We start from the raw sequence: 22,604 nt of genomic DNA on the forward strand, positions 1-22,604 counted from the left end.
AATGAATTCTTTCATTCTTCGATGTTATATTTACTAGACAAAAATATATGTATGAGTTATAATAATACAAAGAATATATGATTGGAGAGAAATAAGTGTGGATGTACATCATTTAAAAATTTTCTTTGAGGCGTGCAAGGAAAAGAGTTTTACGAGAGCTGCAAAAAATTTATTTATAAGTCAATCTGCGGTATCAATACAAATAAAAAAACTGGAAACAAAACTTGGAATCCAGCTTATTGAAAGAAATTCTAAAAATTTTAGGTTGACTTTTGCGGGAAAAGAGCTTTATCGAATGTCAAAGGATGTTTTTGACAAGATTTTGCGAGTGGAAAAGGAAATGGAAAAAATTTCGCATTATGGCAAAGGGAAAATTTGCATAGGGGCAACTCATAATATTGGAGAGCCTGTACTGCCAAGAATTATGGTGGAATTTAAGAAACATAATCCTGAAATTGAATTTGATTTGTATATCAAAAATCGTGAATCCCTTGTAAAACATCTGAAAGAAGGAACAGTTGACATTGCTTTAATGGAGGAATATTTCATTGAAGATAAGGAAATAAAAGTTATTGAAACTGAGGAATATCCTTTTGTCGTTGTGGCAGGGAAAAAAATATCAGATTACAATGAATTAAAGGAAATGCAGCTGTTAAAGCGGGATACTGTATTGACAAGCAAATACTTGGATTTATTTGAAAAAATAATAGGATTTAATTTTGAAAACAGAATTGTCATAAATGGAAGTATTGAAACGATGAAAAACCTTATAAAAAGTGGGCTTGGTTTTGCCGTTCTGCCGTATTACAGCGTTTATGAGGAAATCGAAAAAGGCACATTAAAAGTAATTCATAACTTTGAAAAATCTGAAGATAAGTTTCAAATTGCCTATATCCGTGAAAATGGAGAAAAACCTGGAATTTCCAAATTTGTGAAATTTGTTAAGGATTACAAAATTACACCAGCGTTATTTTCAGTAAAAAATAAATAGTAATTTAAACAGATAATTTATAAATAAATTTTAGGAGGAAAATTATGTTAAAAGAAAATATCAGAAATTCGTATTTAACAGCTTTTGAAACTGTGAAGGCATTTGTGGAAAATGAGGAAAATATTGAAAAAACAGAAAAAATTGCACAGGAGCTGGCACAAGCGTACAAAAATGGTAAAAAATCGCTTATTGCAGGAAATGGTGGAAGTAACTGTGATGCAATGCACTTTGCTGAAGAATTTACAGGAAGATTTAGAAAAGACAGAAAAGCATTGCCGTCTATAAGTATTAGCGATTCTTCACATATTACATGCGTTGGAAACGACTATGGATTTGACTTTATTTTTGCAAAAGGAGTGGAAGCGTTTGGACAGGAAGGTGATTTTTTCTTTGGAATTTCAACTTCGGGAAATTCTAAAAATATAATTGAAGCTGTTAAATCAGCTAAGGAAAGAAATTTAAAAACAGTGGCATTACTTGGAAAAGATGGTGGAAAATTGAAGGGAGCATGTGACTATGAATTTATAATTCCTGGAGAAACATCAGACAGGATTCAGGAAGTTCACATGATGATTTTACATATTATAATTGAAGGTGTAGAAAGAATTTTATTTCCTGAAAATTACTAGAAATAACAATGCTTTTTGTAAATTCAAGGAGGAAGATGAAAAAAAGTGTAAATATAGAAAAAACTAGAAATTGGGAATATTTGAAATTAGCATTTGGATTTACATTATCAACGCTGACAGTTCCTTTGCTAAATTCTGTTGACACAGCAGCTGTAGGAAATCTTTCAAATCCAGTCTTTATAGGTGGGGTAACACTTGGAGGAACGATTTTTAATACAATTTATTGGCTTTTTGGATTTTTACGTGTCAGCACATCGGGATATTCTGCAAAAGCTTTTGGAGAAAGTAACAGAAGGGAAGAAATTACAGTTCTAGTACGTCCAGTGTTAATTTCCGTTTTATTGGGAATTTTCTTTGTTTTGTTTCAAAAACCTATTTTATGGGGATTTACACATTTTTTTGATGCTGGCAGGGAAATTACGGAATATATAGCAGTCTATTTTAATATTTTGATATGGGGAGCACCGTTCGTGCTCCTAAATTATACATTTTTAGGCTGGATAATGGGACGTAAGGAAATAAAAAAATGCCTGGTTTTGCAGCTTATGACAAATTTTGTAAATATTGCTCTGGACATATATTTTGTAAAAGTTCTGAAAATGGATGTTGCAGGAGTGGCGGCCGCTACTTTGATTTCTCAAATAACAACAACTCTTTTATCAGTTTTTATAATTTTAAAGACTTTTTCATTAAAGGAAATTTTACATAATATAAATTTAAAAGAAATTTTTGACAAAGCTGAAGTAAAAAAGGTTGGAGCGGTAAATTTGGATTTGGTATTAAGAACAGTGTGCCTTTTGGTAACAACAAATTTATTTTTGGAAAAAGCTGCACACAATGGAAAAATTATATTGGCTGCAAATTCCATATTATTTCAGGTTCAGTATCTGATGTCATACATTTTTGACGGCTTTGCCAACGCTTCAAGCGTATTTTCGGGTATAGCAGTCGGAGAGAAGGATTTTAGAAAACTAAAATGGGTAATGAGAAAGTCAATTCATCTTTGTATCATAATCTCAGCATTTTTAAGTACAGCATTTATTTTAGGTGGTGAAAAACTGCTATTATTTTACACAAAGAATACAGAAGTTATAAACACTGCAAATCAGTATAAAATGTGGATAGCTGCATTTCCAATAGTTGTAAGCTTTGGATTAGTAATTTATGGAAATTTTACAGGTGCTACAGAAACAGCATATATAAGAAATTCAATGCTGCAATCGTTAGTAATTTTTCTAATAGTGTATTTTACAGTAATACCAGCATATCAAAATCATGGATTATGGTTATCTTTCATAGTTTTTTCATTTGCAAGGTCGTTATTTTTAATGAGATATGTTAAAAAATTTTTGGAAAAATATAAATTGGAATTGAATGTAAAAACATCAATAAATAGTGGTATTTAGCTAGTTTTTACAATTATATGCTAAAGAGATTTTCATATAAGGAATTTTATTATGATTTCATTTTGAATAAATAGCTTTTTATAAGGAATTTAACAGTTTTATGTGGTATATTACTGTTGAAACAAAATTTAAAGAAAAGGAATGATGAAGATGAAATTATTGAAAAAATCAATGCTAGTATTGTCTGTAATGACATTAATTGGAGGAATGAGTTTTGCCGCAACAGCTAAGAAAAGACCTGCTGCAAGAAAGGTAGCTTCAGAATCATATACTTGCGGTTCTGAAAGAATAACAGTTTCTTATCCAGCAACAAATACTGCCAGAGTAGTTACTAAAGCAGGAAATGTTTACAACCTTAAGGTAGCAACATCAGGTAGTGGATCAAGATATGTTTCTAAAAATGGAAATGTAGAATTCTTCAAAGGCGGAAAAGATGCTATTTATAGAGGACCTAATGGTATTGAAAAATCTTGCACAAGAAGATAACAAAATTTATTCTTAATTAATTGAAAAACATAGCTGACAGATTAGAAGAAAGTCTGAAGGCTATGTTTTTTATGTTTCATACTGTTCCCCATTTAAATAACGAATTTATTACAAATTTTTCTAATCAAGGGATAAAACTTAATATTTTCAAATGATTAAAACATAATTTTTACTTTTTAAACAGATTCTAGTATAAATTAATCCGTCGGAGCATTTTTCTGTGCTGGCAAAACTGTCTGAGCATAGCGAGTTTTTTGGCAGTTCAGAAAAATGTCGTAGACTAGCCATAGGTTGTAGGATTTGCGGCAATGAGCAATCCTACGGAAATAAAAAAGAAAAAACATAGTAATATGAAAAAATATTTATTAATAAAATATCCAAAAAATAATTTAGTTGAATGATTATAAATTAATTATCAAACAACTCTATTATAAAAATTTATTCCTATTTTTAAAAGGGGTTTAGTATTAGTTTGATTTCAGGCAATATTAAAAGAAGAACTAAAGATGTGGATTTATTTCAGGATTTTCAATCTGAACTGTTACATGCTCTATTCCGTATTCATTTTTTAGAAGTTTTACCACATCATTTACAATTTCATAATCATTTACACCGTTGTACTCATCTAGTAAAATATGGAATGAAATACTTATATTTTCTTCAGAAATATTCCATAAATGGAATTCATGAATATCTTTTATTTTATCAATTGTCAGAATTTTAGCATGAATTTCGTCAATGTCTAAATCACTGGGAACAGCTTCCATTAAAATAAAAAACGCCTCTTTTGCAATTTTTAATCCGCCAGTAAAAATAACAATGCTTATAATCACACTTATTATTATATCAAAAATAACAAGGTTAGTTAATTTCAAAATAATCGCCGCAATTATGACTCCGACAGAATTTAACGTATCGCCTAAAAAATGCCACAAAGCGCTTTTTACATTAAGATTATTTTCTTTTTTCAAACTTTTCATAAGCACAAACATAAGTATTATATTAACCAAAAGTCCGATTACTGCAATTGTAAACATTGTAAAAAAATCAACATGCTCTGGATTGAAAAGCCGTTTTACAGCTTCAATAACTATTCCGACTGAAATTATCATAAGAGCCAGTCCATTTATGAATGCAGAAATTATCTCAATTCTTAAAAATCCGTAAGTAAAATTCTTGTTTGGCTTTTTGGCTGAATAAAATACTGCTACAATGCTGAATAAAAGTGCAACGACATCTGAAAACATGTGAAATGAATCTGAAATAAGCGCAAGTGAGCCGCTAAATATTCCGCCAAATAATTCAACTAAAGCAAAAAATAATGTCAGTAAAATTGAAGTTATCAAAGTTTTCTTTGATTGAGCCTGATATTTATAATGCTTTATATGATGATACTTAAAATCAATTTTTTCTTTATTCATCTTATCTTTCCTTCTTTCCTCTAAAAATATTTAATTTATTTTTATTATATAATAGGAGTTTTTTTATTTCAACAACATAATTTTATTTTATAGTAAAACTGTTTTGAAATCTTAAAATTATTTTTAATATTGTTGCAGATTGCAATTTTGTATGGTAAACTTTTGTTAGAAATAATAAATTTAAAATTGAAATGTATTCAAATTATATTTTTGCAATACCAAAGTTAAGCAATAAATTCTAAGATAAAGGAGAAATATAAAATGTCAAATATATTTGAAAAAAAAGTCAGAATAAACGAATTGACAAACTTGAGAAAAGAACTTATGCAGCAGGGGAATGTTGTGGAAGAGGTTAAAGTATTAAAGGAATTAGCAGAACTTACAGAAGATGTTTTTGGTGAGGAAAGTGATGAAAATATTAAAATTTTGAATGAAGTTGGGGGGACTCTTAAATATGTTGGGGAGTTTGACACGGCGAAAGATGCTTTGCTGAAGGCACAAGGCTTTATTGAGAAAAAATATGGCAAGGACAGTATTCCGTATGCGACTTGCAGCCTGAACCTAGCTGAAGTTTACAGGTTTATGAAAAAATATGATGAAACTGAAGATATGTACCTTAATACCATGAAAATTTATGAAAGTAATAATTTGCAGAATGACTATGTTTATGCAAGCGTATGTAATAATTTGGCTTTATTTTATCAGGAACTTGAAAGATATGAGGAAGCGATTGAATTGCAGGAAAAAAGTCTGGAAGTATTGGAAAAAGTTGGAGAAAATCCTATCCAGTATGCAATTACGCTAAGTAACCTTGTACAGCCTTATTTGAAAGTGAAAAACAAGGAAAAAGCTGAAGAATACTTGCAAAAATCACTGGAACTAATCGAAAAGGAAGCTGGAAAAGCTCATAACTTGTATGCAGCAGTCCTTAACAATATGGCGACTTTTTATTTTGCAGAAAATGAATACGAAAAAGCATTGGAATTATTTGAGGAAAGTGCTGAAATTTGTGAAAAGACGTTTGGTAAAGAAAGTAATAACTACAAAAATATTTTGGAAAATATTGAAATTGTGAAGGAAAAAATGGTTTAAATTTTTGGAATAAGGAGAAAAAATGGATTCAAATAAAATAAAAGGACTGGAACTTTCAAAAAGATATTTTGAAGAAATTTATCTTCCAGTTATAAAAAGTGAATTTCCAGAAGTTTTTGAAAAAATGGCGGCTGGACTTGCGGGAGAAGGTTCAGAATGTTTTGGGTTTGATGATGAAATTTCGCAGGATCACGATTTTGGGCCGTCCTGCTGTATTTGGCTGAGTCCAGAAGATTATGAAAAATATGGACTAAATTTGCAGAAAAGGCTTAATGAATTGCCAAAGGAGTTTTTGGGCTTTAGAGCATTAAATGCGAGCGAGTTTGGAGATGGACGGCGTGGTGTCCTTAATATGGATGACTGGTTTTTCAAGTTTTTGGGAGATGTGAAGGCACCTGAGAATTTGTATGATTGGCGGTTAATCCCAGAAGAATTGCTAGCAACGGCGGTTAATGGAGAAATTTTTATGGATAATTCAGGACAATTTACAAAGATTAGAAATGATTTGGAAAAATATTTTCCAGAAGATATACGGCTTAATAAAATTGCCACAAGATGTATGAAAATGGCACAATCTGGGCAGTATAACTATTTACGATGTATGAAAAGAAATGAAATTGTGGCAGCAAGGCTGGCGGAAACTGAGTTTATAAATGAAGCGATACATATAATTTTTTTATTGAATAAAAAATATAAACTTTTTTACAAATGGATGCCAAGAGCTTTAAAAAATTTGAAAATTTTGGGAGAAAAAACGTATTTTTTAATTGAAGAGCTAGTAAAATTACCAGTTAGTGCGGTTAATAGAAAATTTCAAATTATTGAAGAAATAAGTGCCGATGTAATTTTGGAAATGAAAAATCAAAATATTGTTCCAAGACAATTAACAAGCGACTTTTTACAGGATTATGGGCCTTTTGTGCAAAATAAAATTGAAGATGAGAAATTAAGAAACTGGAATCCTGCGATGGATTAAAATAGAAAATTTAAAAAACAATCAACAAAATTAAAGAATATTGGATTTTAAAATAGGAGAATTGAAAATGGAAAGAGAAATTAGCAAAAAAGAAAGTTTTATTAGACAAATTTTAAAAAGGGAATGGGAATTTTTTCAAAATGTGCATCATACGGAAGGAAGAGCAGAATGTCAGGATAATCCTCAGGAATTTGAGATTATGAGAAGAAGCCAATGGGAAACATTGCCTGATGAAATTCTGGAAAGTTATCTGGAAGACTTGATTTTGGCAAAACATCGTGGTGAAAACATTGTTCAGGACAAATATGCCAGAATGATGAAATACAGTTCTCCAAAAGAATACGAAATTATTAAGGAGTATTTGCCTAAAATTTCACAAGAAAAGGAAGAATTGGTACAAAAAATAGTAGAAATTTATTTGCATTGGGAAGAAGAAATAATAAAAAAATATCCAAAAGTTACTTCAAAAGGGCGTCCTTTATACTCAAAATACGACACACCAAACTATACTTCAATTGAAACTTACTTGAAGGGAGAATTATCATCATATTCAGTAAAAACATTGAAATTATATTATGAGTATATTCAGAGCTGTGTTACAAATAACATAAACTTAGCAGAAAATAATTTGGAAAATATTGTACTAGAAAAAGGATATAGCTCTATCGAGGAAGCAGAGAAAAGTTTGTAAATTTATAAGTTGGAGGGAAGATAAATGGCAAAAGTGAAGGAATTAATAGAACGTGGATTAGAATTATTTTCAAAAAATAGTGTAGGCAGACTAGAAAAGTTTTTTGAATCAGCAAAACAAGAAAATCTAGATATAAGTTCAATTGATAAAAAATATATGAAATTTAAAAGAACTAAAAAGAAAAAACGATTTACAACAATTTTTAATTATTTTACTTTCGGGTTTTCAGCAATAGGAAGAATGGCACACATGGCTTATGATGCCGAAAGAAAGGAAGAATTTAAAAATGAAAGAATGAAATTGCAAGGGGAAATAAAAGATGTGTTAGCGAATGAAAATATAGATGATAACTCTAGGGAGCTATTACAAATAATGGATTTCTATTTATATGATTAAAACTACGAATCAGGTATACTGTCAAATCAAGTGAAACAAAAAGTAAAAATTAATTTTTAAAGTTTTTATGTTAAGATTAGAGTGTAAATAAAACAAAATTTAAATGACTAAAAAACTACGAAAAAATTCCTCTTCATTGAATGGGGATTTTTTTATTTGTAAAAAATATTTGATTTTTTGAGAAAATGATGTATAATAATATTAATTAAAAATTAAATTTTGTATAAAAATAGTTTTTTAAAAGGGGGAAAAATGAGAATAAAGGGGAATAATGATGGGTTTACACTCATTGAGGTTTTGTTATACATTTCAATTATGGCGATTTTGTTTATGGTAGTTTCTGTGAATTTACAGAAACAGAGGCAGAATCAGGAGTTTGCAATTCAGAAGAGGAATATTAGCCAGTTTATTAGAAAAATTCAGCAGTATGCACAGCACAACAGGAAGGAATATGTGCTGGATTTTAAAATATCTGAAAAAACAGCTTATTTTCTGGACGAAAAAAATGGGAAAAAGGATATTGTTGATAAAATGGAGATTTCCAAAAACTTATCTTATATGACAAATAATTCTAATAAAAATGCTGATTTTAGAAGACGTACCACAAATGAAGGGAATTTTGAAAAAGGATTTTCCGTTTATTTGCTGGATAAAAAGGGAGAAAAAATTTATTACAGGATTTCTACAAACACAATAAATGCGGCAAAATATCCGATTATAAGTATTTACAGGGCTAAAAAGCCGATTAATCTTTCGGATGATTATTCAAAGGCTAATTTGTGGGAGGAGGAAATTTAGATGAAAAATGGGGGAAATTTTGAAAATAATGAGATAATTGAGGAAAGAAATAAAAAAATAGATTTTGAGAATATAAAATTTCGTAAAATCGTGAAAAAATCTAATAAAAATGAAAATATAAAAAATTCTGGAAATACAAAAGTGAGTAAAAATAATGACAATAGTCAAACTCAAGAAAACGTAAATAAATTTGAAAATAAGGAATTTGACAAATATATTTTGGAAATGCAGAAATTCAGAGAAAAAGAAGCTAGAAAAAAATATATAAAATCTGAACTTTCACGCAGGAAACAAAATTTAGTAAAATTTTTTAATATGGAAATAGGAATTGAAGAAGTAAAAAGAACTTGGCAATTTGGAATTTTAATTTTGGCAGGAATTTTTTTGTTTGTGTTTTATCTGAATTTTGTTACTTTTAAGGGGGAACTTTCTGGAGAAAAGACATTTTATGTGAAGATTGATGGAAATCGTGGAAGTGTCCTGAAAGTTAATAATAAATATTTGAAAAGTCAGGCGAGCATTGAGAATAAGAAGGGGCTTGAATACGGATTTTACCTTATGCGGTACAAAATTAAAAAAGCTGTAAATAAAAATGGCAATATTAAGATTGAAGGGAAACTGCTGGGATATAAAGAATCACGATTAAATGGAGTCCGTAAATATATTTTGGAGATTTTTGATAATTTGTTTATAACTGAAGAAAATTTGTATGCTTTTTCACGCGCTGCAGTTTTGGGAGAAAAGGCGGAGGTTTCTAAGGATATGAAGGATAAGTTTAAATATACAGGACTGGCTCATTTGATTGTAATTTCTGGGACTCATATAAGTCTGGTTGTGATTGGGATTGTGAAAATTTTGGATGGGCTGTCGCTAGGGTACAGGTTTAAGTATTTAATGGCACTTGCGGCACTTACTTTTTACTGTGCATTAATTGGATTCTCGCCAGGAATTTTGCGTGCCTATATTATGGGAGCAATGATGATTTTGGCAAGGATTTTATTTGAGCAGGAAGATAGTAAAAAATCTTTGTTAATATCGTTTATTGTTATAATTGTGCTAAATCCATATTCACTTTTTGATATTTCGATGCAGCTTTCATATGCAGCTGTTATAGCAATAATTTTTGTCAATCCTGAATTTAAGAAATTTTATGAAAAAAAGATTTTGGATAAAATAAAAAACGAAGTATTGAAAAATACTGTAGATTTGATATTTTTAAGTTTAACAATACAAATTACGAGCATTCCTTTATTTTTGTATTATTTTGAAAAACTGCCATTATTTTCATTTTTACTAAACATTGTGGGAATACCGATTGGAACAGTTGTTATACAATGTTTATTTTTTGCAGTGCTTTTAAATATTTTTAAATTGTCTTTATTTAACAGTCTGATTGTTTTTGTTACAGAAATTATTTTTAAAGCTTTTGAAGGATTTATTTACGCTGGGAGCAAAATTCCGCTTTTACAGATTAGTATCAATGGAAAAGTACCGTTATGGACGATTTTTGCATATTATGGAATGTTATTTTTTATAATATTTTTTGTAATGCCCTTGTTTACTGCAAAAATTGATATATACTCAAGTTCTTTTAATACTGAAACAATAAAATAATTATAGAAATAGATTTAAGAATGTTATTAGCAGTATAAATGAAAATTATGATAATAAACATATTTTATAAGTTCCTGTTTCGTGGTATAATGATATGATAAAAAAATAATAAAATTTGAAAGGAAGATAGAATATGAGTTTACCAAATTGTCCAAAATGCGGATCAGTATATGTTTATGAGGATGGAAATATGCTAGTTTGTCCAGAATGCTTTTATGAATGGACTGAAAATGGGGAAGAAAGCAGTGATGAAAACGTTGTAAAAGATTCAAACGGAAATATTTTACAGGATGGAGACAGCGTTACAATTATTAAGGATTTGAAAGTAAAAGGTGCATCGTCAGACTTGAAGAGAGGAACAAAAGTTAAAAATATAAGATTAATTGATGATGGGATTCATAACATTGAGTGTAAAATAGACGGTTTTGGTGCAATGAAACTGAAATCGGAATTTGTTAAAAAAATATAAAAAATAGAATTGGAGAAAGAATGAAATCAGGATTTATAACAATTGTTGGGCGTCCAAATGTTGGGAAGTCCACGCTTATGAATAAGCTTGTGAAAGAAAAAGTTGCGATTGTGTCGGATAAGGCTGGAACGACTAGGGATCAGATAAAAGGGATTGTAAATATTGGAGAAAATCAGTTTATATTTGTTGATACGCCAGGGATTCATAAACCTAAACATTTTCTTGGGGAACACATGACAAATGTGGCGTTAGAGGCACTTGAAAATGTGGATTTGATAATGTTTATGCTGGATGGGACACAGGAAATTTCAACTGGGGATATGTTTGTTAATGAAAATGTGCGAAGTGTAAAGACACCAATTGTACTTGTTATTAACAAAATTGATAAAATGTCGGATGAGGAAATTGAGGAAAAGAAAAAGGAAATTCGTGAAAAATTGGGAGAATTTGATGAGATAATAACTCTTACGGCGGAATATGCGATTGGAATTCATAAAATATTTGAAGTTGCCGAGAAATATTTGTCAAATGATGTATGGTTTTATCCAGAAGATTACTATACAGATTTACCAGTAAATAAAATTGTTGTGGAAACAGTCAGAGAAAAAATTTTACATCATACAAAAGATGAAATTCCGCATAGTGTAGCTGTGGAGATTATTAATGTGGAAACAAAGACTACAATTAGAAAATATGATATAAATATTTATGTTGAAAGAGATAGCCAGAAAGGTATTGTTATTGGGAAAGATGGGGCTATGCTAAAAAAAATTGGGATAGAGGCTAGACGTGAAATTGAGCATTTAATTGATTTGAAGGTTAATTTGAAATTGTGGGTAAAAGTTAAGAAGAAATGGAGAAAGAATAAGAAATTTCTTGATGAAATGGGTTATAAAATAAAATAACGGTTATTTTAGATTCTATTTGATTAATAACAATTTCTTTTAATTTTTATAAAAATTTTGCTTGGAAATACATATTTATGGGAGAAAGTAAAAATATGAGTTTAGATTTTGGCAATTAAGTTTAATATTTTAATAATAAAAGAGAATTTTGAAAAAAAGAAAGAGGAAAATAGAGATGGATTTTAAAATACATTCAAAATTTAAGCCTACTGGAGATCAGCCTCAGGCTATTAAAAAGATTGTGGAAAACTTGGAAGATGGTATTACAGATCAGATTTTGCTTGGGGTTACGGGATCAGGAAAGACATTTACAGTTGCGAATGTTATTGAGAAAATAAATCGTCCAGCTTTGATAATGGCACCGAACAAAACGCTTGCAGCACAGCTTTATAATGAATATAAGCAGTTTTTTCCTGAAAATGCTGTTGAATATTTTGTATCTTATTACGATTATTACCAGCCTGAAGCATATATTATGCAGACTGACACGTATATCGAAAAGGACTCTTCAATTAATGATGAAATCGATAAATTACGGCACGCGGCGACAGCGGCACTTTTGAATAGAAGAGATGTTATTATTGTGGCTTCGGTTTCGGCAATTTATGGATTGGGGTCGCCAGAGGCTTATAAAAAGAGATCGATTCCGATTGATGTGGAAACTGGGTTTGAGAGAAATGAGCTTATAAAAAGGCTGATTTCACTTAGATACGAGAGAAATGACATTGCATTTGAGCGTGGAAAATTCCGTGTGAAAGGGGATATTCTTGATTTGCATCCATCTTATCAGGATACAGGATACCGTTTTGAATTTTTTGGAGATGATTTGGAAAGCATTTCAGAGATTAATACGCTTACTGGACAGAAAATTAGAAATATAAAAAGAATCACAATAATGCCTGCGACTCACTATTTGACAAATGAAGATACAAAAGTGATGTTTGAGGCAATAAAAAAGGAAATGGAAGAAAGAGTGCATTTTTTCCAGAAAGAGGGAAAACTGCTGGAAGCACAGAGAATTGAGCAAAGAACAAAATATGATTTGGAAATGATTGAGGAAATTGGGTATTGTAAAGGTGTGGAAAACTATTCTAGATATTTGACAGGAAAGAGTGAAGGGGAAGCGCCTGATACGTTAATTGACTATTTTCCAGAGGATTTGGTTGTATTTCTGGATGAGTCGCACATTTCAGTTCCACAGATAAATGGAATGTATAAGGGAGATAGAGCAAGAAAGCAGTCTTTAATTGACAATGGATTTAGGCTTCCAAGTGCTTATGATAACCGTCCGTTAAAATTTGAGGAATTTTTTGGAAAAATCCCGCAAGTTGTGTATATTTCAGCCACTCCAAGCGATTATGAGCTGGAACATTCAAATGGTGAAGTTGTAGAGCAGCTTGTCCGTCCAACAGGAATTGTAGAGCCAAGTATCGACATTCGTGAAACAAAAAATCAAATTGATGACTTGATGGATGAAATAAAAACAAGAACAGCAAGAAAAGAACGGATTTTAGTTACAACCTTGACAAAAAAAATGGCAGAAGAACTGACAGATTACTATTTGGAATATGGAATAAAAGTAAAATATATGCACTCTGACATTGATACGCTAGAAAGAACAGAAATAATAAGAGGTTTGAGAAAAGGTGAATTTGATGTTCTGGTTGGAATAAACTTGCTGCGGGAAGGGCTGGATATTCCAGAAGTTTCATTAGTGGCAATTTTGGAAGCAGACAAGGAAGGGTATTTACGTTCGAGAAGATCTTTAATTCAGACAATGGGACGTGCCGCAAGAAACGTGGAAGGACATGTTATCCTGTATGCTGACAGAATAACAGGCTCCATGCAGGAAGCCATTGATGAGGTAAACAGACGGCGTGAAGTTCAGGAAAAATACAACTTGGAAAACAATATTAATCCAAAATCAATCGTAAGAGAAATTGCAGAGTCAATCGTAGACTATGAAATTGAAAAAGAAAATGAAGCGAACAAAGCAATCAAGCAGTATAAGAGCGAAAAAGACGTGGAAAAGGAAATTAAGAAACTTGATAAGCAAATTAAAAAACTGGCTGAAGAGCTTAATTTTGAGGAAGCTATTAAATTGAGGGATAAAATGAATGAATTGAAAAAGTTGTTAATTGAACTGTAAATTATAAAAAATTAATTAAAAAAATGATTGACAATTGAAAAATTCTATACTATAATATGCATAGAAAATAACTTGGTCAGATGTAATTTTATTACAGGACTATCTAATCCACTATGCGTAGTGGATTTTTTTGTGGAGGGGAAATGGGAGACATTGTGTATGATAAACCTTTTAAAACTTATAAAGAGCAAATAGAAATATTAAAAAATAAATATAAACTAAATATAAAAAATGAAAATTTTGCTTTAGAACTTTTAAGTACGATTTCATATTATGATTTGATTAATGGTTCTAAAGAATCTTTTTTTGAGAAAGATTCTGAAATATTTGAAGAAAACACAGATATTATAGATTTGTTTCTTTTCAAAATATTAGATAAAAATATTCAAAATACATTGTTTAAGTATAGTGTCTATGTAGAAAATATATTTAAAACAAAAATGGCATATCTTATATCAAGGAAATACGGAATTTCAATTGAACAGTATTTAAATGAAAAAAACTACTATTTGCCTATTAATTTTCAAAGAAGAGAAAAAAGAAATCAAACCTTAGAAGCAATTTTGGCAGTAGCAACAGATAATAAGTATAAAAATGATCCTACAGAATATTATAAAAAATATCATAATCATATTCCAGCTTGGATATTATTTAAAAATGTTAATTTTACAGACATTATTGATTTATATTCCTTTTTAAAATTAGAAGATAAACTGGAGATAGCAAAAGAATATTGTAATAATGCGAGTCAACTCAAAGATGAAGAATTAGTAGAACTATTAAAAAATTCAATTACTATCGTAAGAAAGTTTAGAAATAGAATTGCCCATAATTTAAAAGTAATAACCTATAGAGCTAAAGGTAACAATTTGAAATTGAAGAATATTAAAAATTTTCTTCCAAATCAATTTATAGGAAAAAATGATTATAAAAATAAAATAGGAATTAATGACTTGTTTTCTATGATTTCCTCAATAACTTTTTTGTTAAAAAATGAGACATTGATATTTCAGATGTTTAGTGAATTAAAGGCTGATTTTAATTTAATATCCTTACAGAAAATGGTAAAAAAATATAAAAAAGTAACAAATTTTCCTCAAAATATTGAAAAAAGATTTGATATAATTTTAGGAAAAGAAAAATAATAGCAAGAAGGAGTTGAGATGATGTTTATTTTGAAAATGCTATTAGAAATAGTAATAATGCTTATTTTGTGTGTAATTTTAAATTTAATTTTTGTGAAGAAGATTCTTAGAGTAAAAAATAAGAAGAAAATACCTTTAAAAAAGGTAAAAGCCGTTGTGTTTGATGTCAAGAAATTGAAAGAAGATGTGGCTATGCCGGCATTAAAGGGGAAAGAGAAATTATCGTATTATCAAATATTGCAAGGATTAAATAATCTTGCGGAAGATAAGAATATAAAAAAAGTGATTGTTGATGTAGATAAGTTAAATTTGACACTTTCACAGTTGGAAGAGATTTCTAAAATTTTTGACAAGATTAGGAAAAATAAGGAAGTAGTGGCAATAGGAACGCTTTTTGAGGAAGGTCGATATAGACAGGCTTTACTTGCTGATAAAATTTTTGTGTTTGACACAAGGCAGTCAACTCTTATTTTTAGGGGATATTTTCATAAAGAATTTTATTTAAAGTCGTTTCTGGAAAAGTTTGGGATAAAGATGAATGTGCTTCATATTGGTGATTATAAGGTGGCTGGAGAAAAATATAGCCATAACCAAATGTCAGAAGAGAAAAAGGAATCAATTAAAAATATAAAGGATAAAGTTTTTGAAGATTTTGTGGAACTGGTAAAAAGTAAAAGAGGCGTTGATATTGAAAATGAGATATTGAGTGGAAATCTAATTTTTGCTGGGGCGAAAAAGGCTTTGGAATATAAATTGATTGACGGTGTTGCTGATTATGATGAAATTGGGATAAATTACAAGGAAGACACCGTTTCGATTGAAGATTACATAGGAATGTTGAAAGAAAAAAAAGAAAAAGCAAAAGATACGATTGCAGTAGTGAATCTTGAAGGTGTTATTGATGTGAAAAATCCTAACAAAAATATTACTTATGAAAATGTATGTGAAAAATTGGAAGAATTAAAAGAAATAAAGAATTTGAAAGGGTTGGTGTTAAGAATAAATTCACCTGGTGGAAGTGCTTTAGTTTCTGAAAAAATATATAAGAAATTAAAAAAATTGACTGTGCCAATATATGTTTCAATGGGAGATGTCTGTGCAAGCGGTGGTTATTACATTGCCACAACTGGAAAAAAATTATTTGCGAATAACTTCACTTTGACAGGCTCAATCGGTGTTGTTATGATGTATCCTGAAGTTGCAGGAACAGTGAAAAAGTTAGACATTAATTTGGAAGGATTTGGAAAAGGTGCTGGCTTTGATATGCTGAATCCGTTTGAAAAACTAGGAGAAGATTCAAAAGAGAAATTAATCCAGAATATGAATGAAGTTTATGGCGAGTTTAAGGAACATGTAATGGTAGCCAGAGGAATGAGTGATGAGGAACTTGAAAAAATTGCACAGGGAAGAGTATGGCTTGGAAGTGAAGCCAAAAATATCAATTTAGTTGATGAAATTGGAACTCTTGAAGATTGTATAAAATCAATGGCAAATGATTTGAAACTGGATAAATATAAAGTGCAGATAGTGGAGTTAACACAAACTTTAAAAGAAACTCTGTCAGATATAAAAATGCCGTTTGTATCTGAGGAAATTAGGGAAAAGGTTGAATTTTTGCAAGGAAATATGAATCAGGTTTTGTATTATGAGAGTGATTTTGAACTGTAGGAAGTCTTTTAATTTTCAAAGAAACGAATCTGTTCAGTAATTGTATAAATTTTTAAATATAATGAAAAAAATATTATTCGGAAGTAATTAAATTCCTTTGTTAAAGATAAAGTATATTGAATCATTAAACAAGTATAATGGATCAGAAATGCAAATTTTTAATAGGAATTTTGTGAAGTCTAGATATTTTTTATATTTTTATTATAAATTTAGCTAAAATATCTAAAAAAGACTATATTTTTGATTACGCTAAACTTTATGGATTAAAAAACGAAAAAAAATATAAAATTTTCAATTATAAAAATATAATTTTAGCATTAACTTGAAAAAACTTTATTTTTTTAGAAATATAAGGTATAATATGATAAATATTTGGAAAATAGGAGTTTTTTTATGAATAATTATTTGGAATTGTCAAAATTATACTATCAAAAAGCTAATATTGAAGAAGAATTGAATAAAAGACTTGAACATCCATGTGTTTATAAAACATCTTTATATATTTCGCCAATTTTACGGGGAGAAAGAGTTTCAAAGGAAGTAGAATTATTTTTTTTACCAATAAAAAATGTATTAATGTTACAAGATGAAATAATCCAAAATAGTAGAGATATTTTAAATTTGTCTAACGAACTGCCTGAAGTGGCTTTAAATTATTGTGTAAGAGAAATTATGGTTAATGAAATAATAAAAAGTAATGGGATTGAAGGAGTTCATACAACAAAAAAAGATGTGTATGATAGCATAAATTCCAATAAAAAATATAGATTTTCAGGAATTGTAAAAAAATATAAGCAAATAACAGAAAATAAGATTCAAAAAATTAATTCTGCAGAAGAAATACGAAAAATATACGATGAAGTTTTTAGTGAAGAAATTGTAATTAATTCAGAGAACAAATTAGATGGGAAATTATTTAGAAAAGGTATTGTTCATGTCACAACGGGAATGAAAAATGTTCATTTAGGCGATACAACGGAAGAACTAATATTAGAGCATATTGAAAAATTGATAGAATTTATGAATAGAAAAGATATAAATTTTTTATTAAAAGCCTGTATTACTCATTATTATTTTGAATACATTCATCCATTTTATGATGGAAATGGACGATTTGGAAGACTAATTTTCTCAATGTACCTGGCAAGAAAATTAGATGTATTTACGGGATTGTCATTGTCTTACTCAATTTTTTCTAAAAAGGAAAAATATTCAAAGTTATTTCTGAATACTTCAAATTCTAAAAATTTTGGTGAAATAACATTTTTTCTCATAGGCATGTTGGAACTAATAAAAAAAGGACAAGAAAGTATAATGAAAATGCTGGAAGATAAAATAGAAAAATTGAATTTTTCGAGAAATTATTTGAATAATCTCAATTTAAGCGATTTGGAGAAAGATATAATGTTTGTATATATTCAAAATCATATTTTTTCTAATTCTGATTTAGAAGATAAAGAATTATGTAAAATAATAAATATGAGCAGACCTACACTAAAAAATAATATAGAACAATTAATAAAAAAAGAATACTTGACAAAAATTTCTAAAAAACCAATAACACATGTTTTAAGTGACAAATTACAGAAAGTTATTGACTAAAAAAACCAGTAAATATTGATTAAATTAATAAAGTTTAGATTTTAAAAATTAAAATTGAAAGAGGAGATAAAAAAATGAACAAAGTATATTGCTATCCAAGATGCACAACTTGTAAAAAGGCTATGAAATGGCTTGAGGAAAATGGGATTGATTATGAATATAAGCACATTGTGGAAGAAACACCGTCGAAGGAAGATATTAAGAAATACTATGAGAAAAGTGGATTGCCTTTAAAAAGATTTTTTAATACAAGCGGAAATGTTTATAAAGAACTGAACTTAAAGGAAAAATTGGCAGAGATGTCAGAAGATGAACAGTTTGAGTTACTTGCAAGCAATGGAATGGTATTAAAAAGACCACTTTTGGTAGGGAAGGATTTTGTGCTGGTTGGATTTAAGGAAGCTGAGTGGGTTGAAAAATTGAAATAATTTAAAAAATTGGAAATGATAAAAAAACTTCCACTAACAGGAGAGCATTATGAATTAGGATATGGAAATATTATTAAAAAGGATACATGGTTATTTATGAATGAAAAAGGTAATTTAAAAGAGGCTCCTTTTGAAGGCTTAGGAGATCTAGACTCGGTAGAAGAGTATAGGACGGTTGGTATAGGAAAAACTACTGAAGATGAGGCTAAAAAAAGTCCAGGACCAAGATTAGATGGTAAAGGAAAATATAATTTGGATGGCGATATCACAGAAAATATGCTGAGAATAGAACATAAATTAAGATTGAGAGGTATATATCACAATGAATATTAAATTGATTAAATTAATAATATTATTAATATTTTTTTCTGTAAATACAGGCTATTCTTCTACAGGAGAAATAAAAGAAATAGATGAAAATGATCCAAATGTATTAAAATTTTTAAATAAAAGAAATATAACTGCTGGAGATACCTGGAATAATACTGGAATATTCGAATATTCATTACATTCTACCGGACCAACAAAATATAAATTTTTGATGTATTTTAAGACTTTAAAAAAAGTTGATTATTCTAGATTAATACAAAGTCATGGACAAAATTTTTCTATTTTAAAAAGTATAACCTTCGATAGTTTGACAGATGCAAATTTTTTGGATACTCTTTATTCTAATATACCACTAAAGCTAAAAAATAAAAAAAGATTCTTGTTTGGAAAAGTATCCTCAGTAGGATATGCTGAAGAAAATTTAATGAGAGTACTTAAACTTGAATTGTATTTTATAAATCCTGATAACACATTGGAGACCAAAGTATTTTTTAAAACGGGAAACTTAGAAGGTTTATTAAACAAACATGACGATGAACAGGAAAAATTAAAGGAGGGGTTTGATTATTCTTCAAATAGCCCAAAAGACATGATAACAATAATAACTGAAAATAACGTAGTGCATAAAGTCAGCGAAGATTTAGAAGGAACAGAAAAAGAGTTATATGATTTTGTTATGAAACTTTTTAAGGATGAAATACCAAGGGAATATTTTGAATACAGGGATAAAGGTTATATTAAATAACACTAAATCAATCTGATAACCTATAGCTTGAAATTTATAATTAAATATTGAATAAATGTAGTAATTTGAGAGTTATAATTTTTAAGTTTGAAATATTTAGATTAAAAAAAGAATTTTAGGAAAAGAATATTATTTTAAAAATTTAAAAAAAATTGAAAAAAATTTTGTAATTGTATTGAAAATTAATGGAAAATGTGATAAACTTAATAAGTTATTGAATAAAAGGATATTCCGCTTTTATTGTTGCTACCAGTTTTGTAAAGGATTTATAAGCAAGAAAAGTTTTTGAATCGGTAAGATTGGTATAGATAGAAAGAATGTCTTAGAAAGAAGGGAGTGAATTTCTTGAAAGAGAAATTAATCGAATTAGTAGAAAAAAATTACTTAAAGGCTGATGTGCCTCAATTTAAAGCAGGGGATACAGTTGCAGTTCACTACAAAGTAAAAGAGGGAAACAAAGAAAGAATACAGGTTTTTGAAGGTGTAGTTATCAGAGTTTCTGGTGGAAGTGTTGCTAAAAACTTCACAGTTAGAAAAGTATCTTCAGGAATCGGTGTAGAAAGAATCATTCCTTTAAATTCTCCATTAGTAGAAAAAATCGAAGTTAAGAGAATTGGTAAAGTAAGAAGATCTAAATTATACTACTTGAGAAACTTATCAGGAAAAGCTGCTAGAATTAAAGAAATTAGAAAGTAGCTTCAAGGCTAGCAAAATGCTAGCTTTTTATTTTTTATGCAAACTAAAAATTTAATATTTTAATAAAAAAATAAACTTTACTGTATTAAATCTATTTTAGGCAAATAAAAATTTTAGAAAAAATAAAGTTTAATTATGTATAATTCAGTAATTGCTGCTTTAAAAGTGAACTTGAATGTTATAATTTTTATTGTTTCAGTCTTAAAGAGAGTTTTAAAATTTAAAAATTACAAATTAGGAGAGGGAAAATTATGAATATGTTATTATGGGGAGCATTTTATATTGTTGCATCGCTATTTCTATTATTTTTCTTTTTTAAAGAAAAGCAGGTTATCCATTGGATAAGAGTGAAAGAGGATGAAATATTGCAAAAAGTCTCACTTGAGAAAAATCAAAAAAATGCTATGATTGGGAATTTATTAACAGTTGTAGCGTTGATTGTATCGGCAGTATTTTTTGTAATTGTGGATAAAACTGAAGATCCAAATATTTGGATCAAGGTTTGGGGAATTTATGGAGTTTTTGGATTAAATGTTGCATTTTATATACTTAGAATGCAGCATGAATGGATTTTTTTATTGGATTTAATTATGTTATTTTTAGGGAAATTGATGTTTAATATTTTGGATACAAATTTTTATATTTATTTGATAATAAATGTTGTAATTTCGTTGATTCTTATTTATTTATTTAAAGATTTATCGAAGGAAAAAGTTACAGAACACTCGATTTTAAAAGAAGCCACACATGATAATAAGAAATTGGAAAAAATATTGACAGAATCGAGAGTAAAACAAGAAAGTACAGAAGAAATATTTAAAAAGATATTTCCAAATGACAATCTTTCAGTAGATGACAGAATTGCAAAGGAAGAAAGAAAAAGAAGCACATTTGGAAAAGCATTAACAAGAATTGATAATGCGTTGATTGCTGTTATTCTGGTGGCTGTTATCCAATTGTTCTATATTGGTAATTATGTTATTCCGACAGGTTCGATGGAGCCTACGATTTTAGTGAAAGATAGAGTTTTTACAAATATGGTGAAATATCATTTTTCAAATCCTAAAATTGGACAAATAATTGCGTTTAAAGAGCCGATGACTGATAAAGTGATGTATACAAAAAGAATAGTTGGAGAGCCAGGAACAACGCTTCAAATTGAAAAAGGTAAAATGAGTATTAATGAATTTGAAATTGCCAATGTTGATAATAAGCCAAGTTATCCAGTTTATTCTAATGACAATCAACAATATAGGGAAGATTTGAAAAAATATAATCAGGAAGTGGATAAGTTTAATTCAAATAAAGTTCAGACTGTTGGTGGAGCTATATTGATAAACGATAAAAAATCAGAAGTTTTGGACAAAGTAACGCCACAAAAAGTATATTTGCCAGAAGGACTTCTTATGAATAACAAAATTTATATTCCTAAAAAAGGAGATAAAGTAAAACTAGATAAAATTGTTGCAATTGACAAAATATTTGGAGAAATGAAAGACAAAGACCATACTTTAATTGGACAAGTAGACTGGGAAAGCTACTATGATGGAAAAGGATTTAAAAATTTGACTGGTAAAGAGTTTTTAGATTTAATAAAAACTGATAAGAACTTTAAAGATATAATTGGAAATGATGATGAATTTAACTCAAATCCTAGAGATACACTGACAAATAGATATTATACATTTACATTGAAAGTGGAAGGCAGAGATGAGATGGTTATGCCAATTATGGACTTTAAATATGATGATAAATTGTTTACAAGATTGCTGAATGGCGAAACCATAACACTTGATAAAAATTATTATATGGCTATGGGAGATAACACTTCAAACAGTAAGGACACAAGATATTTTGGACTTGTGGCAGAACCTAGAATTAAAGGTGAATTACTTGTAAGATGGTGGCCGTTGACTAGAATTGGGCTATTATAATTTGAGAGTATTTACAAATGTGTTCGTTTTTAA

General features: G+C 29.0%; 22 protein-coding genes. 21 read left to right on the forward strand and 1 reads right to left on the reverse strand.

Annotated elements, in window-relative coordinates; all coding sequences use genetic code 11:
* Positions 1 to 97: 97 nt before the first annotated feature.
* The 4 genes from FVE77_RS04495 (at position 98) to FVE77_RS04510 (ending at position 3,512) form a co-directional block, all read left to right on the forward strand.
* Positions 98 to 991, forward strand: a complete 894-nt coding sequence (locus FVE77_RS04495) for a LysR family transcriptional regulator (RefSeq protein ID WP_026746621.1) — start codon at positions 98 to 100, stop codon at positions 989 to 991.
* A 44-nt stretch (positions 992 to 1,035) separates the two neighbouring features.
* On the forward strand, positions 1,036 to 1,620 hold the full coding sequence (gmhA, locus tag FVE77_RS04500; protein WP_026746620.1) for a D-sedoheptulose 7-phosphate isomerase: 585 nt from the start codon (positions 1,036 to 1,038) through the stop codon (positions 1,618 to 1,620).
* Between the two features lie 35 nt (positions 1,621 to 1,655).
* Complete coding sequence (locus FVE77_RS04505; protein ID WP_026746619.1) at positions 1,656 to 3,026, forward strand: MATE family efflux transporter; 1,371 nt, start codon at positions 1,656 to 1,658, stop codon at positions 3,024 to 3,026.
* Between the two features lie 141 nt (positions 3,027 to 3,167).
* Positions 3,168 to 3,512 (forward strand): MliC family protein, encoded by a 345-nt coding sequence (locus FVE77_RS04510; RefSeq protein ID WP_232052962.1) that lies wholly within the window; start codon positions 3,168 to 3,170, stop codon positions 3,510 to 3,512.
* Positions 3,513 to 4,012: 500 nt separating this feature from the next.
* Here FVE77_RS04510 and FVE77_RS04515 read toward each other — a convergent pair whose 3' ends face one another.
* The gene (locus FVE77_RS04515) at positions 4,013 to 4,933 is read right to left on the reverse strand and encodes a cation diffusion facilitator family transporter (RefSeq protein WP_026746617.1); all 921 of its coding nucleotides are present in this window, start codon (positions 4,931 to 4,933) and stop codon (positions 4,013 to 4,015) included.
* 261 nt (positions 4,934 to 5,194) lie between these two features.
* Between FVE77_RS04515 and FVE77_RS04520 the strand changes: the two genes are divergently transcribed.
* From FVE77_RS04520 to lepB, 17 genes are all read left to right on the forward strand, one after another.
* Positions 5,195 to 6,025, forward strand: a complete 831-nt coding sequence (locus FVE77_RS04520) for a tetratricopeptide repeat protein (protein ID WP_026746616.1) — start codon at positions 5,195 to 5,197, stop codon at positions 6,023 to 6,025.
* A 22-nt stretch (positions 6,026 to 6,047) separates the two neighbouring features.
* Entirely contained in the window at positions 6,048 to 7,001 is a 954-nt protein-coding gene (locus tag FVE77_RS04525; protein WP_026746615.1) for a DUF4037 domain-containing protein, read from the forward strand.
* A 67-nt stretch (positions 7,002 to 7,068) separates the two neighbouring features.
* Positions 7,069 to 7,692, forward strand: a complete 624-nt coding sequence (locus FVE77_RS04530) for a DUF4125 family protein (RefSeq protein WP_026746614.1) — start codon at positions 7,069 to 7,071, stop codon at positions 7,690 to 7,692.
* A 24-nt stretch (positions 7,693 to 7,716) separates the two neighbouring features.
* On the forward strand, positions 7,717 to 8,088 hold the full coding sequence (locus tag FVE77_RS04535) for a hypothetical protein (RefSeq protein ID WP_026746613.1): 372 nt from the start codon (positions 7,717 to 7,719) through the stop codon (positions 8,086 to 8,088).
* Between the two features lie 252 nt (positions 8,089 to 8,340).
* Positions 8,341 to 8,886, forward strand: a complete 546-nt coding sequence (locus tag FVE77_RS04540) for a type II secretion system protein (RefSeq protein WP_026746612.1) — start codon at positions 8,341 to 8,343, stop codon at positions 8,884 to 8,886.
* Complete coding sequence (locus FVE77_RS04545; protein WP_026746611.1) at positions 8,887 to 10,500, forward strand: ComEC/Rec2 family competence protein; 1,614 nt, start codon at positions 8,887 to 8,889, stop codon at positions 10,498 to 10,500.
* Between the two features lie 133 nt (positions 10,501 to 10,633).
* Positions 10,634 to 10,969, forward strand: a complete 336-nt coding sequence (locus FVE77_RS04550) for a zinc ribbon domain-containing protein YjdM (protein ID WP_026746610.1) — start codon at positions 10,634 to 10,636, stop codon at positions 10,967 to 10,969.
* A 20-nt stretch (positions 10,970 to 10,989) separates the two neighbouring features.
* Complete coding sequence (gene era, locus FVE77_RS04555; protein WP_026746609.1) at positions 10,990 to 11,874, forward strand: GTPase Era; 885 nt, start codon at positions 10,990 to 10,992, stop codon at positions 11,872 to 11,874.
* Positions 11,875 to 12,049: 175 nt separating this feature from the next.
* Positions 12,050 to 14,023, forward strand: coding sequence for an excinuclease ABC subunit UvrB (gene uvrB / locus FVE77_RS04560; RefSeq protein WP_026746608.1), 1,974 nt, complete (start codon positions 12,050 to 12,052; stop codon positions 14,021 to 14,023).
* 143 nt (positions 14,024 to 14,166) lie between these two features.
* Positions 14,167 to 15,168 carry an Abi family protein gene (locus tag FVE77_RS04565; protein ID WP_051254502.1) on the forward strand — a complete coding sequence of 334 codons (1,002 nt, stop codon included), beginning with the start codon at positions 14,167 to 14,169 and terminating at the stop codon, positions 15,166 to 15,168.
* 21 nt (positions 15,169 to 15,189) lie between these two features.
* Positions 15,190 to 16,836 carry a signal peptide peptidase SppA gene (gene sppA / locus FVE77_RS04570; RefSeq protein WP_026746606.1) on the forward strand — a complete coding sequence of 549 codons (1,647 nt, stop codon included), beginning with the start codon at positions 15,190 to 15,192 and terminating at the stop codon, positions 16,834 to 16,836.
* A 393-nt stretch (positions 16,837 to 17,229) separates the two neighbouring features.
* Positions 17,230 to 18,438, forward strand: a complete 1,209-nt coding sequence (locus FVE77_RS04575) for a Fic family protein (RefSeq protein ID WP_026746605.1) — start codon at positions 17,230 to 17,232, stop codon at positions 18,436 to 18,438.
* A gap of 74 nt (positions 18,439 to 18,512) precedes the next feature.
* Positions 18,513 to 18,866 (forward strand): arsenate reductase family protein, encoded by a 354-nt coding sequence (locus FVE77_RS04580; RefSeq protein ID WP_026746604.1) that lies wholly within the window; start codon positions 18,513 to 18,515, stop codon positions 18,864 to 18,866.
* A gap of 15 nt (positions 18,867 to 18,881) precedes the next feature.
* Positions 18,882 to 19,199: a hypothetical protein gene (locus FVE77_RS04585; protein WP_026746603.1), complete on the forward strand. Its 318-nt coding sequence runs from the start codon at positions 18,882 to 18,884 to the stop codon at positions 19,197 to 19,199.
* Positions 19,189 to 19,941, forward strand: a complete 753-nt coding sequence (locus FVE77_RS04590) for a hypothetical protein (RefSeq protein ID WP_026746602.1) — start codon at positions 19,189 to 19,191, stop codon at positions 19,939 to 19,941. The genes FVE77_RS04585 and FVE77_RS04590 overlap by 11 nt, the downstream gene beginning before the upstream one ends.
* Before the next feature lie 345 nt (positions 19,942 to 20,286).
* Positions 20,287 to 20,637 carry a 50S ribosomal protein L19 gene (gene rplS, locus FVE77_RS04595; protein ID WP_021768283.1) on the forward strand — a complete coding sequence of 117 codons (351 nt, stop codon included), beginning with the start codon at positions 20,287 to 20,289 and terminating at the stop codon, positions 20,635 to 20,637.
* 251 nt (positions 20,638 to 20,888) lie between these two features.
* On the forward strand, positions 20,889 to 22,571 hold the full coding sequence (lepB, locus tag FVE77_RS04600) for a signal peptidase I (protein ID WP_026746601.1): 1,683 nt from the start codon (positions 20,889 to 20,891) through the stop codon (positions 22,569 to 22,571).
* Positions 22,572 to 22,604 lie beyond the last annotated feature (33 nt).

The sequence above is a fragment of the Leptotrichia hofstadii genome, assembly GCF_007990525.1.
GTDB lineage: Bacteria > Fusobacteriota > Fusobacteriia > Fusobacteriales > Leptotrichiaceae > Leptotrichia > Leptotrichia hofstadii.

Bases quoted from the DNA above. Each gene is read 5' to 3' on its own strand.
- uvrB (WP_026746608.1), top strand. From the start codon at position 12,050: ATGGATTTTAAAATACATTCAAAATTTAAGCCTACTGGAGATCAGCCT.
- FVE77_RS04535 (WP_026746613.1), top strand. From the start codon at position 7,717: ATGGCAAAAGTGAAGGAATTAATAGAACGTGGATTAGAATTATTTTCA.
- gmhA (WP_026746620.1), top strand. From the start codon at position 1,036: ATGTTAAAAGAAAATATCAGAAATTCGTATTTAACAGCTTTTGAAACT.
- FVE77_RS04550 (WP_026746610.1), top strand. From the start codon at position 10,634: ATGAGTTTACCAAATTGTCCAAAATGCGGATCAGTATATGTTTATGAG.
- FVE77_RS04530 (WP_026746614.1), top strand. From the start codon at position 7,069: ATGGAAAGAGAAATTAGCAAAAAAGAAAGTTTTATTAGACAAATTTTA.
- FVE77_RS04515 (WP_026746617.1), bottom strand. From the start codon at position 4,933: ATGAATAAAGAAAAAATTGATTTTAAGTATCATCATATAAAGCATTAT.
- era (WP_026746609.1), top strand. From the start codon at position 10,990: ATGAAATCAGGATTTATAACAATTGTTGGGCGTCCAAATGTTGGGAAG.
- FVE77_RS04580 (WP_026746604.1), top strand. From the start codon at position 18,513: ATGAACAAAGTATATTGCTATCCAAGATGCACAACTTGTAAAAAGGCT.
- FVE77_RS04510 (WP_232052962.1), top strand. From the start codon at position 3,168: ATGATGAAGATGAAATTATTGAAAAAATCAATGCTAGTATTGTCTGTA.
- FVE77_RS04520 (WP_026746616.1), top strand. From the start codon at position 5,195: ATGTCAAATATATTTGAAAAAAAAGTCAGAATAAACGAATTGACAAAC.
- FVE77_RS04525 (WP_026746615.1), top strand. From the start codon at position 6,048: ATGGATTCAAATAAAATAAAAGGACTGGAACTTTCAAAAAGATATTTT.
- lepB (WP_026746601.1), top strand. From the start codon at position 20,889: ATGAATATGTTATTATGGGGAGCATTTTATATTGTTGCATCGCTATTT.
- FVE77_RS04585 (WP_026746603.1), top strand. From the start codon at position 18,882: ATGATAAAAAAACTTCCACTAACAGGAGAGCATTATGAATTAGGATAT.
- sppA (WP_026746606.1), top strand. From the start codon at position 15,190: ATGTTTATTTTGAAAATGCTATTAGAAATAGTAATAATGCTTATTTTG.
- FVE77_RS04565 (WP_051254502.1), top strand. From the start codon at position 14,167: ATGGGAGACATTGTGTATGATAAACCTTTTAAAACTTATAAAGAGCAA.
- FVE77_RS04575 (WP_026746605.1), top strand. From the start codon at position 17,230: ATGAATAATTATTTGGAATTGTCAAAATTATACTATCAAAAAGCTAAT.
- FVE77_RS04545 (WP_026746611.1), top strand. From the start codon at position 8,887: ATGAAAAATGGGGGAAATTTTGAAAATAATGAGATAATTGAGGAAAGA.
- FVE77_RS04590 (WP_026746602.1), top strand. From the start codon at position 19,189: ATGAATATTAAATTGATTAAATTAATAATATTATTAATATTTTTTTCT.
- FVE77_RS04540 (WP_026746612.1), top strand. From the start codon at position 8,341: ATGAGAATAAAGGGGAATAATGATGGGTTTACACTCATTGAGGTTTTG.
- FVE77_RS04505 (WP_026746619.1), top strand. From the start codon at position 1,656: ATGAAAAAAAGTGTAAATATAGAAAAAACTAGAAATTGGGAATATTTG.